Here is a 16,597-nt window from a genome sequence, read left to right as displayed (position 1 = left end):
TAAAGAATATATGTATTATTTATAATATTGAGATTTAAATACTCTATTTACTATCTAATAATGCATGTTAAAAAGACTTGAGAATAAGATTTTATAAAATTATTATTTTCAAGTCTTTTTTATGAAAATCTATTTTAAGCGAGTATAATTATTAGAGAAATAACTAGAAATATGTTAAAATTTTATAGTTAAGCAAAATAATGATTGAGGGGTATTGATCATGAAAACAAAGTTATTTATAAATAATCTAGAAATATTTGCTAATCATGGATTATTTGAAGAAGAGAACAAACTTGGGCAGAAGTTTATTTTTGATATTGAATGTGAGCTTAATTATCAAAAAGCTTTATTTAGTGATGAAATGACGGATAGTATTAGCTATGCTGATATTGCAGATGTGGTAGTAAATACAGCCACTATTAACACTTTTAATTTATTAGAACGTTTGGCAGGAGAGATTCTTAAGAATATCTTTAATGAATTTCCTCAGATTGAAAAGATTAGGTTAAAAGTTAATAAACCAGCTGCACCTATAAGTTATCATTTTGAACAATGTGGTGTGAAAGTGGAAATATTACGTGAGGAGTTCTATAAATTATAATGATTATTTTAGCATTAGGAACAAACATAGAACCAAGAGAACAGTATTTAAAAGAAGCACTAAAAAAAATAGAAGCTAATAATTTGAAAATTAAACTGCAAAGTAGTGTTTATGAAACACCTGCTTGGGGTGGGGTGGCTAATCAAGACTTTTTAAATATGTGTATAGAGGTAAAAACTTCATTAGGTGCATATGAATTGTTAGATACCATTCAGAAAATAGAACTAGAACTAGGTCGTGTTCGTAAAGAACATTGGGGAAATAGAACTATAGATATAGACATAATTGCTTTTAATAATTTAATTTTTAATGATGATAGACTTGTTGTTCCACATAAGTATATTCATGAAAGAAACTTTGTTTTAGCTCCTTTAGCAGAAATGTACGGTAATATTAAGATAGCCGGAAAAAATATTAAAGAATCATTAGAAAAAATAACAGAACCTATAAGTGTATATAAAGAAAAATTGTAAAAAGAAAGGATAAAGAATGTTTAAAATTAGAGAAATTGAAATACCTAATAGAGTAGTATTAGCCCCTATGGCAGGTGTTTGTAATGCTGCCTTCCGTTTAACAGCTAAAGAGTTTGGAGCGGGATTAGTGTGTGCAGAAATGGTTAGTGATAAAGCTATTTTATTCAACAATAAAAAAACTATGAATATGCTATATATCGATCCAAGAGAACGTCCATTGAGTTTACAGATTTTTGGAGGAGAAATCGAAACTTTGGTAGAAGCTGCTAAGTATGTTGATAAAAATACAGAAGCTGATATTATTGACTTAAATATGGGGTGTCCAGTACCGAAAATTACTAAAGTTGATGCGGGTAGTAAGCTACTTCTTGATCCAGATAAGGTATATGAAGTAATAGCGAGATTAGTTGATTCTGTTTCTAAGCCAGTAACAGTAAAAATGCGTATGGGATGGGATGATGAGCATATCTTCATTATGGATAATGCTAGAAACGCTGAAAGAGCTGGTGCTAGTGCTATAGCTATCCATGGTAGAACAAAAGTTCAAATGTACAGTGGTAAAGCAAACTGGGATGTTATTCGTGATGTAAAGAAAGAATTGAAAATACCAGTAATAGGAAATGGTGATGTTACGTCTCCTGAACTAGCTAAAAAAATGTTAGATGATACTAATTGTGATGCGGTAATGATTGGGCGTGCTGCATTAGGGAATCCGTGGATGTTATATCGTACAGTTAAGTACTTAGAAACAGGAGAATTAACTGACGAACCAACGCCAAGAGAAAAAATAGACGTATGTTTACTTCACTTGAGAAGACTTATGGAAATTAAACCTGAAAAAGTAGCTGTTCATGAAATGAGAAAACATGCTGCATATTACATGAAAGGTATTAAAGGTGGAGCTAAGGTGAAAAAAGAGTTAAATACTTTAAATACATATGCAGAAATGGAACATTTATTCGGTGAATTTCTAGATTTTCTTGAATCAGGTATAGTAACTTCGAAAAAAGAAATTATTATTTAATGTGTTGAATTTTAATTAAAGCTATATAGAAAAATAAAATAAAAGAGATTATGCAAAGAAATGCATAATTTCTTTTTTTTAAAAACAAATTTTAAGAATGTTACAGGAATAATTTATATAATTAGTATTCAAATATTGTAAAATAAGGACTTAGCATATGTCATAGGATAACTTTAGAAAATACTTAATATATTATTCAATTTTTAAAATATAAGATTGATTGCAATTTCACATAAATAACTTTAAAAAATTATCTAGAAAATCAGTATTTAATGTGTTATAATAGAACATAAAGAAAACGTTTAAATGCGAGGTAGGTATATTATGAATAGAAAGGCAAAAGTAATAGCAACTTTAGGAAATAGTACAGAAGGACTACTAGAAGAAATAGTAGCAAAAGGTGCGGATGCAGTTCTTATTGATACATATTATGGCAGCACAGAAGAATGTGTAGATAGAATTAATAAAATTAAAGAACTAAGAGAAAAATTAAACAAAAATACTGCGATTATTTATGACTTAGATCATATTTATGCAGAAAGTAAATATAAATTAATTAAAATTGAAGAAGAAAGTGTTCAGTTTGCATGCGAAAACGATGTGGATTTTGTTGCCTGCCCATTCGTTAGTAATTTAGACGAAATTAGAAAAGTTAAAGATATTTTACATGCTAATGGGAAAAAAGATATTGGATTAATCGTTAAAATTGACTGTAAAGAGGCGTATGAGAATATTGATGAAATCATTCAATTTGCGGATTCAATTATGATAAATAGGGATGAATTAGGTATGGAATTGCCATATCAAGATCTTCCTGGCATTCAAAAAGAAATAATCAAAAAAGCAAATGCTTCAATAAAAGAAGTTATTTTAACAACTCAAATGTTGCATTCAATGATTTATAATCCTAGACCGACTCGTGCCGAAGTGTCTGATGTAGCGAATGCGGTTATCGATGGAGTTGATGCTATTATGTTAATTGAAGAAACTGCTATAGGAAGTTATCCAAAAGAAGCGTTAGAAACAGTTGATAGAATAATTACTTATATTGAAACTCAAGATAAAGTTCTTAATAATAATTCAAAAGAATATAGAAGCCTTCAAATGGATATTGCACATGCGATCTCTCTATCAACTAAATATCTTTTAGATTCTGTCGATGTTAATAATATAGTTACATATACAAAATCAGGAAGTACGGCGAAATTTATAGCTCGTTATAGACCAAATGTAGAAATTTTGGCGGTAGTTCCATCAAAACAAAAAGCTAGAAAATTGGCATTAACACGTGGAGTAACTACATTTATAGAGGAAAATACTTTAACAATGGAAGAAATGTTAAGTTTAGCACCGAAATTTGCTAAAGAATCAGAGTTGGCAAAAGAGGGTGACCTTATCCTAATTACAGCTGGTCAACCTGACTTAGGAAAAGAGAATGTTCCACCTACTGATTTTGTAAATATTAGACAAGTGTAAGAAAACTTATTTGTAGAAAATCGGACCTATTAGGTTCGATTTTCTACATTATAGTGGCTGGGTAAATATTTATGGATTAAATTTTAAAGTGATATTAAAAAAATGAAGTTAAGTTAATTTTTGAAGAAATTTTATAAAAAATATGATATAATCTAGTTTGGAGTTTTATATGAAGAAATAATATGTTAGAAAGGAATATTTTTATGAAGAACAAATCATTATTAAGTAACATTATTAAATATGTTTTATTACTTGTGATTTTAGTAGGTGGTGGATTTGGATTATATTCGTATATGAATGAGAATTCTAAAGAACCACAAGTTCAAGTAGAACATAAAGTAGAGTCTAATAAAGAATCGAAAAAAGATGATAAGTATGTAGTAGATCAAGCTGAAAAAGATTACTTATCAAATAAATTTAAAGACTTGAAGGCAATAAATAATGAGGTTATTGCATACATGTATGTTCCAGGAGATGGAGGAGATTCTCTGAAGGAACCAATCTTACAGACAACGAATAACTCTAAGTATTTAGAATTTGGGATTGATAATAAGCCAGCTCCATATATCGGAGCAGTGTTTATGGATTTCGATAATAAACCAGGATTAGAGCAAAGTGATGTTAAATGGATTTTTGGTCATGCTCGTGCAGGAATTGAAGAGAAGAAGATTACCTTAGATACTAGGGTATTTAATAATATGAACTGGTTTGCTAAGAAAGATTATTTCGATAGTCATAGAGTGGTCGTTATAGAAACACCAGAGAGAAAGTATTATTATGAAGTGACTGGAGTTAAAGTAGTTCATGAAGATACGAAATTATATCAAATTCCAAGTGCTAGTGATAAAAAGGAAAACTTCATAAGTATGTTTAAAGAAGGTTCTAGAAACTGGTTAGAAAACAGTAAGATTTCTGGTGAAGATAATATGACAGTATTTGCTACATGTCGACTTGATGATGTTTCATTGAGAACTTTAGTACTAGCTAGACAAGTACCAGATAGTGAATTAAAAGAATTTTTAGAGAAAAACAAAGAATTATTAAATAGCTAATAATAAAAGGCACAATGTAGAAAATCTATGTTGTGCCTTTTTTTGTTTATATTATTTTTTATTTCTTAAAACTGAGTAGCTAACTAATGTAGAAATAAACATTAGAGTTGTAGTTATGAAAAATGGAGTTGTATATTTTTCAAGATGTAATGCTTCGGGAATTTTTGTAAGAACTACTGGAGTTAGAATTACACCGATATTACCACCTACTAAAATTACACTTGTCGCAAAGTTTATAAATTTATTTTCTAGCTTATTAGAAATATAGAAGAAGTTAAATGACATTGTTCCAACAAAGCTGATTCCTATAAAGATAGCTGCGATATAGAATATAACAATGTTATTTGTAAGAGCGAATAATATACTTCCGATTGTCATAAAACTTAGCATAATTGGTAAAGTTAGATTTTTAAATCTTTTAACAAGAATACCGAAGACAACTCCTGAAAGAATACCACTTAAAGCAAGAATCGTTAATAGATTTCTAGCTACATCTGGTTGGTAGTGATATTTTTCTGCTAGTAGAGTAGGAATTTTGATAGTAGCTCCCATGTAAGAAATTCCTACTAAAAATGTTAAAAGAGTTAGAATGATAGTTTCTTTATGGAATTTAATACTAACTTTTTTATTATTTACATTTTCGGTGTTAGGCACGAATAATAGGAAAATAATAAATATAGGAAGGGCTAGAGCATAAACTAAAAAAGTATATTGAATACCGTAAATTAGTAGATATCCAGAGATAAACGTAGTTAATGCTTTACCTATATTTAAGAATGCAGTTCTAAGTCCAATCATTGTACCACGGTGTTCTTCATCAAAGAAATCACTTATCATACTGATTGAAAGTGAGTTGAATAAACCTATACCAGCGCCAAGGAAAAGTCTACTAATTAAAACAACTTTAAAGTTAGTTGTAAAGGCAGGTACAATACCAAAGATAAAAATTAGCAGTAGTCCAAGTAGAACTGTATTTTTTTTACCAATAAACTTAATAACTCCGTTGCTAAGAAGAACAAAAATCGTAATCATCATAGCAGGAATTGTCGCTAAGCTTTCTACAGAAGCCAGACCAATATTAGGATTGTTTCCATGATAAAAATTATAAAGATTTGGAATTATTGGAGAGATAGCAAGGTGTGACATTAATAATATTGAAATACTAAGTAGTGAAAACTTAGCGAATGAATTTAATTTCATTTTTGAATCTCCTTTTTTCTTAGAAAATTAATGGGGCTGTCTCAAAAGTCCTAAAATTCAACAAGGTTCATATGAGAATTTATAGACGTAGTAGTTTATTGATATCTAAAAAGCTTTATAAAAGCTTTTTAGATATCTAATAAACTGTGCAGGGGTGACTATAAAAAATCGATTTTTCCAAAGTCACGATTTTTGAGTCACTCCCAAAAAACTAAATTTTTATGAAAATCATATTATACAAGTATAAAAAAAATATTAAATAAGGTCAAGTGAAGAGGGATTATATAAGTAAAGTAAAAAAACTACTAACCAAGACTTGTTAATAACATAATAATAGGATAAAATAAAGATAACAATAATTATGGAAAGGTTTTGAGAAAATGGCAAAAGCAGAAATTAGAAGAATAGTAATGGATATGGTAGATGAAAACTGCTATATAGTTTATAAAGATGGACGCGGGGTTATTGTAGATCCAGGTGAAGGTTTTGATAGAATACAAAAAGCTGTAGACGAATTAAATGTAAAGATTGAAGCGATATTATTGACTCATGCTCACTTCGATCATATTATGTCATTAGATGAGTGTAGAAAACACTATGGAGTGCCTGTATATATTTCAGGACATGAACGTGATTGGTTACAAAATCCGGATTTTAACGGTTCAACTTTATTCCGTTTAAGAAGACCGCCTATGACTGATCCTGCAGAATTTGAATTTGAAGAAAACAAAAAATACGAAATTGCTGGTTTAAGTTTTACAGTTCTACCAACGCCAGGGCATTCTCCAGGCGGAGTATCATTTGATTTTGGTAAATTTATAGTAGTTGGAGATGCATTATTTAGAAGCGGTTTTGGTCGTTATGATTTATACGGCTCAGATTATGATGCTTTAAAAAATTCCTTAGGAAATGTATTATTCAAACTAGATGGAGCTAAAATAGTTTATCCAGGTCATGGAGATGAGACTACGATTGAACGTGAACGAGGTCTAAATCTTATCGGTTGTTAATAAAAAAAGGAGGGGTTTTATGAGGAAATATATAGGAAGATTGTATGTTGATTATATATTCTTTAATATTTGGGCGATAAGTTTAACGTGTGTTGCTGTGGCTTTTGCAATTTTTAAATTTACTGGTTTTGAAGAAGTTTTTGGTATAGACGTGTATATTATCTTATGGATAATATTAGGATTAGTATTTTTAAATCATGTTATAGTTGTAATGCTTAGGGATAAGTATGAGTACAATACATTTTTTGAAATTACAGATGAACATTTTAAACTAGCTTCAACATTAATATATACATTCTTTAAGTTTGAGGAAGTAGCACCACTTAGGAATATACTAGATTACACAATTAAACAAAATATATTGTCTAAAAAATTCAATATTTACAAGATTAGTATAAACACTGGTTCAGAAAAATTAAGCTTTTATGTTTCTAGAAAAGATGTAGAACAGTTAGAAAACCTATTGTTAACTATACTAGAAAATAATCTTAATTATAGGAGGTATAAAGATGAAGAATATTAAAAAAAGTCGAGTGCACCCTATGGTTATTATGGATTCTGTAATTACTGGATTTAGATTATTTGGTATTTTTATGGTGATAGCATTAAAAGAGCAAAATTGGAAATATTATTTACTAGTTTTGGCAGGATTTCTTCTACTAATAGTAATAGGTATATTTGATTATTTCTTAAAAAGTTATGAAGTACGTGATGGGGCTCTAATTTACACAAAAGGAATAATAAATAAAGAAGCAAAAAATATAAACCTTGAAAATATTCAGTCAATCGACATGAGTTCTAACGTATTGTATCAAGCATTTAATCTGCTTTCGGTGGATATTAATCTTGTTGGAGGTAAAATTAGGATAAAACCTCTGAAGAAGGAAGTCGCATTAAACTTAATTGATATACTAAGAGAATTAAAACAAGATGCATCTGAGGATATAGCTATAGATCAAGAAGAAAAAGTACAGGAGTCTCAAAAAGAAATACTAAGGTTATCTGTTAAAGATCTTGCATTTTATGGACTGCTTAGGGTTAGGTTCTTTGCAGCTTTAGGGTTGATATTAGCATTAAATGGTAAGATTCGAGATGTATTCAAATATCTCTTCGACAATGAAGCTTATTTTGACGAACTTCTTCAAAAAAATGCTAAGTCAGTCGCGGGAAATATAACAGCCATATTTATAATAATTGGGATATTTATGATTTTAGTAGTAATCGCATCAATTATTCATACAATTGTAAAATATTATAACTTTATCCTTACGACTAAAGAACATAATTTACTATGCAAATATGGATTGTTAAATAAAAAATCACTAGTTATTGATATTGATAGAATTCAAAGTGTAAAATTGATATATCCTTTGCGTTATCGTTTCTTCGGACTTACGAAATTATCTGTTGAAACATTGACTAATAACGTATCGGAAGATTTAAGTGAACAAAAGTCTACGATAGATGTCTTACCACTAGTAAAAAATAATTTTGCACAAAATTTTGTGAAAAATAGTCTAGGTATTGATTTAGAGTACTATGATAGTTTAGAAAGTGAGAAAATACAACGAAAAGCAAGGATAGCCTTGTATCGTTGGAGTTTGTTTAATTGCAGTCTGCTACCGATAATAGCATTTGCGATATTGTACTTTGCTGATATTAATTTTAAGTTAGAGTATAAAGTTTTGAGTTCGATTGCTCTTTATCTTATCTTAGTTTCGTATAGTATTTTAGTTAAAAACTATATGTTGAAATATAACGAACTTTATTATGATAGACATTACTTTAAGAATACGTTTATGAGACAATTGACAATAATAACAGAATTCATTAAGGTGAAAAAAGTAGGAACAATTAATAGTAGGACGAATTATTTTATGAGTAAAAGAAATCTTGCTCATATATCAATAAATTCTATTGGAGTAAACTCCGATATTAAGTTGAAATATTATGATAAAGGGTATAAAGAAAAATTAGAAAGAGATTTTATAGTTTCGGAGGTAGGTTATGAGTAGAATATTTGAAAAAAAATCATGTAATTTACCACAGAGGTCTGTACAATATATAAGAATACATTTTGGGATATATGCTCTAGTTCTCTTATCACCAGTTATTGGTAAAAGTGTATATGACTATTTTAAAACTGAAATAAATTATAAATTTCTAGGTTTAGGTATATTAGTGATATTAACAATATATGCAATAGTGTCTTTAGTTATTCCGCCTTTAGTAATTAGAAATTATTCTTATGAAATAGACGAAATGGGGGTATCAGAAGTTGAAGGAGTATTTTTCAAGAGTAAAAAAACTTTACCATTTAATACCATTCAAGATGTTACGATACATACAGGACCAATTTTAAATAAGTTTAAATTGGCTAATATACAAATAACAGGAATATATAGCATATTATGGATTGATTATCTGCCCATTGAAGAAGCGGAGAAGTTAAAAGAAAAAATTCTACAAGAAAGAAGTAAATACAATATTGAATATTGATTTTACTATATCATTTCAAGAATTTTATTTGACAATTAGCTGATATTAGTTTAGAATATAGGTATAAAGAGTAAGTAAAAACATAAAAGTAAAACACTAGCACCCGTTACAATGCTAGTGTTTTTATTATGATGAATATAATAAGGCTTATCGTTGTATATTAGAGTGCTTTTCATCAAGCCATTTGGGAGTGACTCAAAAATCGTGATTTCGGAGAAATTGATTTTGTTGAGTCACCCCCGTACAGTTTATTAGGTATCTAAAGAGCTTTTATAAAGCGAATTTAGATATCAATAAACCACTGCGTCTATGAGTTTTCATATAAATTATTTTTAAAATCTAGTACTTTTGGATCAGCACCCATAATGTTAAGCACTGTTTGAGTAAGTATTTCCATAAAAGTATTTTATCACCTCCTACTATCGCAGGATTTGATTTGTTATCAACGACAAGTTAATTATATCATAGAAGAAGGGTAATGGAACAATAATATTAATATCTCTTCTGTGTGTTAAGTATGAAAAGGAAAAAAATTAAATCGATAAGACGAGTTCTAACAATCCTCATTGAAGAAGCGGAGAAGTTAAAAGAAAAAATTCTACAAGAAAGAAGTAAATATAATATTGAATATTGATTTTACTATATCATTTTTACTTTATCGTTTGACAAATTAGGAAAAGTATATTAAAATCAAATATGCTGATAAAAGAAATATAAATACTTATCAAGAGTGAGTGAGGGATAAGGCCCGTTGAACTCCAGCAACCTAATCAATTGATTAAGGTGCTTTCCTTAGCAAAGTTTACTTTGAACGATGAGGTATACATAAAGACCTTGTCTATGAGATAAGGTCTTTTAATTTTTATTTTAAAGATATTAAGGACTTAGAAAGATTTGTATTAATATCAGACAAAAAATATTTTAGGAGAAAAAAATGAGCAAAACATATTTATTTACATCAGAATCAGTTACAGAAGGGCACCCAGATAAAATTGCTGACCAAGTGTCAGATGCTATCTTAGATGCGATTTTAGAGCAAGACCCATACGGACGTGTAGCTTGTGAGACTTGTGTAAACACAGGATTAGCAGTGCTTATAGGAGAAGTTTCTACAACAGCAAATGTTGACTTCCAACAAATCGTACGTGATACAATTAATGAAATAGGATATAATGATCCTAATAAAGGATATTCAGGAGATCATATTTCAGTACTTGTTGGATTAGACAAACAATCTCCAGACATTGCTCTTGGAGTTGATAATTCATTAGAAACAAAACAACAAAAAGAAGAGAACGAAGTAGGTGCAGGGGACCAAGGGCTTATGTTTGGTTTTGCAACTAATGAAACACCAACATATATGCCACTACCAATTTACCTAAGTCAAAAACTTTCAAAACAATTAGCAGAAGTTAGAAAAAATGGAACTCTTACATACTTAGGTCCAGATGGAAAAGTTCAAGTTACAATCGAATACGACGTGAACCATAAAGTTAATAGAATTGATACAATCGTAGTTTCTACACAACACGATGCAGATGTAAGTCAAGAACAAATCCATGCTGATATTAAAAAATACGTAATCGAGCCATGTCTAGATAAAGACTTACTAGATGAAAATACTAAGTATTTTATCAACCCAACAGGAAGATTCGTAATTGGTGGACCAGTTGGAGATGCTGGGCTTACAGGACGTAAAATTATCGTTGATACATATGGTGGATTCTCACGTCACGGTGGTGGAGCATTTAGTGGTAAAGATGCGACTAAAGTAGATAGATCTGGAGCTTATATGGCTAGATATATTGCTAAAAACATCGTAGCTAGTGGTATCTGTGATAAAGCAGAAGTTCAGCTAGCTTATGCAATTGGAGTAGCACACCCAGTATCGATTTTTGTAGAAACATTCGGAACATCAAAAGTAGATGAAGGGGATATCGTTAAAACTATTAAAGAAGAATTCCGTTTAACACCAAATGGAATCATCGAAACTTTAGATTTAAGAAAACCAATCTTCAAGAAAACAGCAGCTTATGGACACTTTGGACGTGAAGATGTAGAATTCACTTGGGAAAAAACTGACAAAGTAGGAGCATTTAAAAAACTATTAAAATAATAAAGTTAAAGCGTAGAATAGGTATATCCTATTTTACGCTTTAATTGTCTAGTGAGAATTTTTAAGAAATTTTGGTTTATTTTAATTGCAAAAATATTTGTAATATAGTTTAATATAAATAAGGACGAAAAGTGAAAAAAATATGTACAAATTATGGAGGTTTATGATGAATTTATATGACCAAATAGGAGAAGAAAAAATTGATCAATTAGTTATGTATATGTATGATGATATAATACCTAATGATGATAGAATCAATCTTTTATTTGTTGAAGGATTTGATAAAATTAAAATAGAACAAAAAAGATTTTTTAGATTATTTCTAGGAGAACCAGGTCATTCTGTATTCGCAACACCTGATTTGAGAAGAAAACATATGAAATTACCAATATCAATAAAAGAAGCAAAATATTGGTTAGAAGATTTTGAGTTAGCGTTGAATAGATTAGAATTAGATCCAGCTATAAAGAAATTCTTTAGTCAAAAAATAAACTCGTTAACAATGCAAATGATAAATACAATATAATGGAAAAATGTAAAAGATGGTTATATTTAAAATGTAACACTTTTACATTTTTTATTTAGAAATATGATTCTGTTGTTTAAATATAAAATCTATGATATCAATAGAAAAAATAATTTTTTTTTAGTATAATAAAGTTAGAAATAGGGTAGAAATTAAAATTAAAAAATATTATTAAGTAATGAAAATAGGGGGATAAAAATATGAAACAATTACGACATAAAGACGCACGACCAATGATGGATTTAGTAGCGAAGAAAGTATTTAGTAATACTGAGGTAACGGCACAATTCATAAGAGATTTATTAGACTTACCAGTAGCTTCTGTAAAACTTTTAGATGGTGCACAAATCCATGCTAAGCCTTATAAAGATTTGCTACCATTTGTCACGCACGTAGATGTACTAGCAGAATTAGATGATGGCACTCAGGTTATTATAGAAATTCAAGTAGCTATGCAGGTTGATTTTATAAAAAGATTGTGGTTATACATCTGTGAACAGGTATCGCAAAACTTAGATAAGTATAAAAAAGAAGGGGTAGATACACATTACTTATCTCAAGAATTAATACCGGTTTATGCTATAGCGATAACAGAGAAACCATATTTTGATGATAATCGAGCGATTCATATGTTCAGTATGCGAGATGATGAAAACCGCGAAGAATTAAAAGTTAAATTTAAAGGAATAGAAGAAAAAAGAAATTTAATAAGAATGGTATTTTTGGAAATAGAAAAATACAGAGAAAATACAATGGAAAATTACCAAAAAATACGTTGGATAGAATTTTTTGGAAACAAACCATATACACATGAACCAGAAAAAATAATGGAACAAGCAGATAGTATAATAAATCCAAGAAAATGGAGTGAGGAGGAAAAGAGTATGTTTGATGAGAGAAGAAGAGACTTTGATGGATATTATGCTCACCTAGCTTATGTTAAAGAAGAAAAGGAACAGGCGATAGTGGAAGGACTTCAACAAGGACTTCAACAAGGAATAGAACAAGGACTTCAACAAGGAAGAGAAGAAGGAATCGAGCAGGGAATCGCACAAGAGAGAGTAAAAACAATAAATATGATTGTAGACTTAGTAAAAGAAGGGAATCTAACCAAAGAAATAGGAGCTCGCAAATTAAATCTAAGTGAACAAGAATTTGAGAAATATTTATAGTTGAAGTAGTAAATAACGTTTAAACCAAGTTGTAAAAGTAACGTGAATTCGAAAAAAACTATTGAGAGTTTATTCAAAATATAACATAAGAACAAAGGACAGGAAGTAAAATTATTACTCTCTGTTCTTTTTTGATTATTAAATTAAAAACTAGCTATATATTGTAATTTTTTCAGTTTTATTTTCATGAATATATGTGTTTCTAGTAGAAAATAATCTTTTTGAAAAGTAAAACAAAACACTATACATGAAAAATAAAGAAAGGAGAAATATCTAAAAAGCTCTATTTTAATAGCATAAAACTATTAATAGGATATTAAATAAAAATTTAGGTGTAATAGCAATGAAATAGGTCTCAATAGTTATTATATATTGATTGGATTGATAAACTATAAAATAAAAATACGAAATTTAACAAAATAAGTAGATGTCTACATAGAGTGGATAAAATCCTAAATATTTAATAGAAACTGTTCACAAACTCCCTTAATATGTTTGTGTAGTCTGTATGCACTAGCAAGTGATATACCTAAAGAAATAGCTGTCTTTTTAACATTTAATGTCTTTGTATATTCCTCGAAAAATTCCCATTCAGAAAGATTTAATGTATCTTTGAGATAATTTATAAGTTCGATATATAAGAAATCATAATCATTGCAAATAACATCAGAATTATTTTCGAATATATCTAAAGGAATACTCTCATGTCTGTTTCTTCTACGAATTTCATCGATGAGCTTTCTCTTAATAGTTACAAAAGCAAATCTATCAAAATCGGAAGGGTCTATCCCACCATCTTGTAAGATAAGAAAACTAACAAGAAGCCCCTCCATTCCATAACCATAAAACTCATCATGTAATTTCTGTGGAATATTTACTTTATATAGTGCCCTTTTAATAAGAAATTTTTTAACCTCTAATAATTCGTAAAATCTTTGAGTGTCATCTTCGTTTAATTCTATAAAACTTTTCATTATAATTGTCCTCCTGTAGCTCCTCTCTATGTAGAACATCTCCTAATAAGGACGAATCATGTAATTATAAATGTGAAAACTAAAAAAATATAGTAAATGAAAATATGAAAAAAATAGGTGATTTAGTAGACTCCCACTCTTACAAAAGATTAAAAACCCCCTCACTATTATAAGTGAAAAAAATAGCCTTTTGTCACAAAAACTAGAAAATTATCTAGTTATATTATCGAAAAAATCCTCTTCATATTCTTTTAACAAAATAGCTAATTTTTTCAGTAACATTTCTTGATGACGCTTAACTTTTGTAGGATGATTAAGATTATTATGCATAGCTCCTCGTAAAGATGAATTGTTTACATATAGCTTATACAGAAGTAATTGATCATCTATAGAAAGAGTAGCTAAAGCATCATAAAGAGCATTATACAGATGTTCTTTGATAACTGTTTCTGTAGACAATGCAGAATAATCCTTAATTCGACTCTCCCCAGTGTTGTTTTCAGAAGAGTAGGTCTCATAATAAATTAAGCCGCTTTCTTTAAGCTTTTTAGCAGTATAATTAGTGCGGTTTTGAATTGAATTTATCTGAGAATATATCTCCTTACTAACAGGAACTTTTATATTATTTTTTATTTTAAAGTAATACATATGTTTACTCCTCTCATTTTTATCTGTAAGAGAGGGAGAGAGGGGAATATTGATTATACATAGTTTAAGAAAATCTGTAAAGCGGTAAAATGAATAAGAGAAAAATTATTTAAAATATAAAATTGTTATGAAAAATTCTAAATAGTTATAGTGTATAACAATGTATAGTTAATAAAACAAATAATTTTTTATTTAGATGGTATATTTTAATTGTAAGAAATAGCTATAAAAAAGTTGAAACAAAAAAAAAAAAACTTGTAGGGGCGCGATATTCATATGAATTATATATAAATGTTAATTATTTTCATATCACAATTATTTTATAAATTATTATTACATTTAATCGTGAAAATAAGTTGTGTTTAAAGTTGATTTAAGCTAAATGTTATATTATAATTATAGTGTTTACAAGTATTTATTTACTAGATTGTTAACAACAAAAATATAAATTATATTAAATATTAAGAGAAATTATGAAAAAGGAGTAATGATATTTATGAGATATCAGTATAAAAATGGTGAAAAACTAACGCGTTTTTCAATAAGAAAATATCATTTCGGTGCTGCCAGTGTAGCTGTAGCATCACTTATTTTCTTCGGTGGAGGAATGTCAGCTAAGGCAGAAAATATCCCTACATCAGAAAATGCACAAGTTAGCGGTAAATCAGCAGATAGTTCATCTAGTGGTGACAAAAATCCAAAACTAGATGATAAGTCTACATCAGCACAAGATAAGTCGACTATTGTTGAAAAAACATCTGATGTTGTTGCTACTGTGAAAGTGGACAAAGCAGAATTAAAAAAATTATCAATTAGCTTAGATACACTTTTTAGAAGTACAGAAAAAGGTAAAATAGCTAGTATTTATGATGAAGTAAGTCAAAGTATATCTGAAGCAAAATTAGTATTAGATAAAGACACTGCTAGTGCGGAAGAAGTTAATGCTCAAGTAGAAAAATTAACAGAAGTTACAAAAAAACTTAAAGAAACTGTTGTAAAAGCAGACAAGACTACTGAAAAGGCTCAGGAAGAAAGTCGACAAGTAGGCGAGAAAAAAACAGTAGATAATAAAGTAAATACTTCAGAAAAAATAGATAAACAAGCAGAAGCTAGTACTTTAGAAAAGAAAGATTCTGAGAATAAAAAGTCAACAGCTCCTGATAAAGGGAAGCTTGAAACTCTTGCGAAAAGTTTAGATGTATATCTAAAATCTGCTAATGAAATTACTAGACCTGAAACAAAAGAACTGTTAAAAGGAGTGGAAGAGACTGTTCTTTCTGTCAAAAAAGGATTAGAAAATCCACAATTAACTGCTTCAGAAATAGAAGAATTGGTAAAACAAGGAAAAGAAGCGGAGAAAAAACTTGCATTAGCAGTTACTCGTGAAAACTCAGGTAGACGTGATTCTCGAAATGGTATAAATATACGACCGGAATCATATTTTAGAGCAAGCTACTATAGAGCTGCTGATGGCAAAGTTTATGACAGCCATGGTGATGAGAACTTAACTGAAGCAACTGTTGGATATATTACAAAAGTAAATGATGGTTCAGGATATCTTCCTGGTACATTTTTATATATTTCACATAATGATAATGCTTCTGCTAATGGTAGAAATAATGCGGATTTAGGACCGCAACCTGTAAAAAGATTAAAAAATAAAGTTTTTGCGGAAGTTACTAAACAATCAAATGGGTATCATTGGAGAATTACTTTTAATAATGCTCGTGAGTCTAGACAAAATCCAATTTATTACTTTACTGTACCAACGGGTCAATCTATTCAAAATATGAAATTATTTGAAAATGGTGCTGTGGTAAAACAAG

The 16,597-nt window shown here is 29.1% G+C and carries 16 protein-coding genes and 1 riboswitch; of the genes, 13 read left to right on the top strand and 3 right to left on the bottom strand.

Features of this window, described 5'->3' with window-relative positions; all coding sequences use genetic code 11:
- Positions 1-220 precede the first annotated feature (220 nt).
- The 5 genes from folB to srtB all read left to right on the top strand — a co-directional run bounded on the left by folB (position 221) and on the right by srtB (position 4,626).
- A complete protein-coding gene (gene folB, locus RWQ73_RS00475; RefSeq protein WP_314406150.1) occupies positions 221-601 on the top strand; it encodes a dihydroneopterin aldolase in 381 nt (126 codons plus the stop codon).
- A complete protein-coding gene (gene folK, locus RWQ73_RS00470) occupies positions 601-1,074 on the top strand; it encodes a 2-amino-4-hydroxy-6-hydroxymethyldihydropteridine diphosphokinase (protein WP_314406149.1) in 474 nt (157 codons plus the stop codon). The genes folB and folK overlap by 1 nt, the downstream gene beginning before the upstream one ends.
- A gap of 16 nt (positions 1,075-1,090) precedes the next feature.
- On the top strand, positions 1,091-2,098 hold the full coding sequence (gene dusB, locus RWQ73_RS00465) for a tRNA dihydrouridine synthase DusB (RefSeq protein ID WP_314406148.1): 1,008 nt from the start codon (positions 1,091-1,093) through the stop codon (positions 2,096-2,098).
- 324 nt (positions 2,099-2,422) lie between these two features.
- On the top strand, positions 2,423-3,574 hold the full coding sequence (locus RWQ73_RS00460) for a pyruvate kinase (protein WP_314406147.1): 1,152 nt from the start codon (positions 2,423-2,425) through the stop codon (positions 3,572-3,574).
- A 203-nt stretch (positions 3,575-3,777) separates the two neighbouring features.
- Positions 3,778-4,626 carry a class B sortase, LPKTxAVK-specific gene (gene srtB, locus RWQ73_RS00455; RefSeq protein ID WP_314406146.1) on the top strand — a complete coding sequence of 283 codons (849 nt, stop codon included), beginning with the start codon at positions 3,778-3,780 and terminating at the stop codon, positions 4,624-4,626.
- Between the two features lie 51 nt (positions 4,627-4,677).
- Here the strand turns inward: srtB and RWQ73_RS00450 are convergent, their stop codons facing one another.
- The gene (locus tag RWQ73_RS00450; protein ID WP_314406145.1) at positions 4,678-5,826 is read right to left on the bottom strand and encodes an MFS transporter; all 1,149 of its coding nucleotides are present in this window, start codon (positions 5,824-5,826) and stop codon (positions 4,678-4,680) included.
- A 380-nt stretch (positions 5,827-6,206) separates the two neighbouring features.
- On the opposite strand from RWQ73_RS00450, the gene RWQ73_RS00445 reads away from it, so the two are divergent.
- The 7 genes from RWQ73_RS00445 (at position 6,207) to RWQ73_RS00415 (ending at position 13,149) form a co-directional block, all read left to right on the top strand.
- Positions 6,207-6,836, top strand: a complete 630-nt coding sequence (locus tag RWQ73_RS00445) for an MBL fold metallo-hydrolase (RefSeq protein WP_314406144.1) — start codon at positions 6,207-6,209, stop codon at positions 6,834-6,836.
- 19 nt (positions 6,837-6,855) lie between these two features.
- Complete coding sequence (locus RWQ73_RS00440; protein WP_314406142.1) at positions 6,856-7,359, top strand: hypothetical protein; 504 nt, start codon at positions 6,856-6,858, stop codon at positions 7,357-7,359.
- Positions 7,346-8,851, top strand: a complete 1,506-nt coding sequence (locus RWQ73_RS00435) for a PH domain-containing protein (RefSeq protein WP_314406141.1) — start codon at positions 7,346-7,348, stop codon at positions 8,849-8,851. The genes RWQ73_RS00440 and RWQ73_RS00435 overlap by 14 nt, the downstream gene beginning before the upstream one ends.
- On the top strand, positions 8,844-9,335 hold the full coding sequence (locus RWQ73_RS00430) for a PH domain-containing protein (protein WP_314406140.1): 492 nt from the start codon (positions 8,844-8,846) through the stop codon (positions 9,333-9,335). Before RWQ73_RS00435 ends, RWQ73_RS00430 begins: the two co-directional genes overlap by 8 nt.
- 718 nt (positions 9,336-10,053) lie before the next feature.
- Positions 10,054-10,156, top strand: a riboswitch (SAM riboswitch).
- A gap of 113 nt (positions 10,157-10,269) precedes the next feature.
- Positions 10,270-11,451 carry a methionine adenosyltransferase gene (metK, locus tag RWQ73_RS00425; protein ID WP_314406139.1) on the top strand — a complete coding sequence of 394 codons (1,182 nt, stop codon included), beginning with the start codon at positions 10,270-10,272 and terminating at the stop codon, positions 11,449-11,451.
- A gap of 166 nt (positions 11,452-11,617) precedes the next feature.
- The gene (locus tag RWQ73_RS00420; protein WP_314406138.1) at positions 11,618-11,977 is read left to right on the top strand and encodes a protozoan/cyanobacterial protein, globin family; all 360 of its coding nucleotides are present in this window, start codon (positions 11,618-11,620) and stop codon (positions 11,975-11,977) included.
- Between the two features lie 200 nt (positions 11,978-12,177).
- A complete protein-coding gene (locus tag RWQ73_RS00415; RefSeq protein WP_314406136.1) occupies positions 12,178-13,149 on the top strand; it encodes a PD-(D/E)XK nuclease family transposase in 972 nt (323 codons plus the stop codon).
- A gap of 452 nt (positions 13,150-13,601) precedes the next feature.
- Here RWQ73_RS00415 and RWQ73_RS00410 read toward each other — a convergent pair whose 3' ends face one another.
- Together RWQ73_RS00410 and RWQ73_RS00405 are read right to left on the bottom strand one after the other, a co-directional pair.
- Positions 13,602-14,123 carry a sigma-70 family RNA polymerase sigma factor gene (locus RWQ73_RS00410; RefSeq protein ID WP_314406135.1) on the bottom strand — a complete coding sequence of 174 codons (522 nt, stop codon included), beginning with the start codon at positions 14,121-14,123 and terminating at the stop codon, positions 13,602-13,604.
- Between the two features lie 210 nt (positions 14,124-14,333).
- Positions 14,334-14,771: a hypothetical protein gene (locus RWQ73_RS00405; protein ID WP_314406134.1), complete on the bottom strand. Its 438-nt coding sequence runs from the start codon at positions 14,769-14,771 to the stop codon at positions 14,334-14,336.
- 496 nt (positions 14,772-15,267) lie between these two features.
- Between RWQ73_RS00405 and RWQ73_RS00400 the strand changes: the two genes are divergently transcribed.
- A partial coding sequence (locus RWQ73_RS00400) for a YSIRK-type signal peptide-containing protein (protein ID WP_314406133.1) occupies positions 15,268-16,597 on the top strand: 1,330 nt, incomplete at its 3' end.

It is taken from the genome of uncultured Gemella sp., assembly GCF_963525875.1.
Lineage (GTDB): Bacteria > Bacillota > Bacilli > Staphylococcales > Gemellaceae > Gemella.
The sequence above is the reverse complement of the archived record's forward strand: the minus strand, read 5'-3'. Positions and strand labels throughout refer to the sequence as shown.

Coding starts and splice junctions, on each gene's coding strand:
- RWQ73_RS00410 (WP_314406135.1), bottom strand. CDS start 14,123: ATGAAAAGTTTTATAGAATTAAACGAAGATGACACTCAAAGATTTTAC.
- srtB (WP_314406146.1), top strand. CDS start 3,778: ATGAAGAACAAATCATTATTAAGTAACATTATTAAATATGTTTTATTA.
- RWQ73_RS00435 (WP_314406141.1), top strand. CDS start 7,346: ATGAAGAATATTAAAAAAAGTCGAGTGCACCCTATGGTTATTATGGAT.
- RWQ73_RS00450 (WP_314406145.1), bottom strand. CDS start 5,826: ATGAAATTAAATTCATTCGCTAAGTTTTCACTACTTAGTATTTCAATA.
- RWQ73_RS00440 (WP_314406142.1), top strand. CDS start 6,856: ATGAGGAAATATATAGGAAGATTGTATGTTGATTATATATTCTTTAAT.
- folB (WP_314406150.1), top strand. CDS start 221: ATGAAAACAAAGTTATTTATAAATAATCTAGAAATATTTGCTAATCAT.
- folK (WP_314406149.1), top strand. CDS start 601: ATGATTATTTTAGCATTAGGAACAAACATAGAACCAAGAGAACAGTAT.
- RWQ73_RS00420 (WP_314406138.1), top strand. CDS start 11,618: ATGAATTTATATGACCAAATAGGAGAAGAAAAAATTGATCAATTAGTT.
- RWQ73_RS00460 (WP_314406147.1), top strand. CDS start 2,423: ATGAATAGAAAGGCAAAAGTAATAGCAACTTTAGGAAATAGTACAGAA.
- RWQ73_RS00430 (WP_314406140.1), top strand. CDS start 8,844: ATGAGTAGAATATTTGAAAAAAAATCATGTAATTTACCACAGAGGTCT.
- RWQ73_RS00405 (WP_314406134.1), bottom strand. CDS start 14,771: ATGTATTACTTTAAAATAAAAAATAATATAAAAGTTCCTGTTAGTAAG.
- metK (WP_314406139.1), top strand. CDS start 10,270: ATGAGCAAAACATATTTATTTACATCAGAATCAGTTACAGAAGGGCAC.
- RWQ73_RS00445 (WP_314406144.1), top strand. CDS start 6,207: ATGGCAAAAGCAGAAATTAGAAGAATAGTAATGGATATGGTAGATGAA.
- dusB (WP_314406148.1), top strand. CDS start 1,091: ATGTTTAAAATTAGAGAAATTGAAATACCTAATAGAGTAGTATTAGCC.
- RWQ73_RS00415 (WP_314406136.1), top strand. CDS start 12,178: ATGAAACAATTACGACATAAAGACGCACGACCAATGATGGATTTAGTA.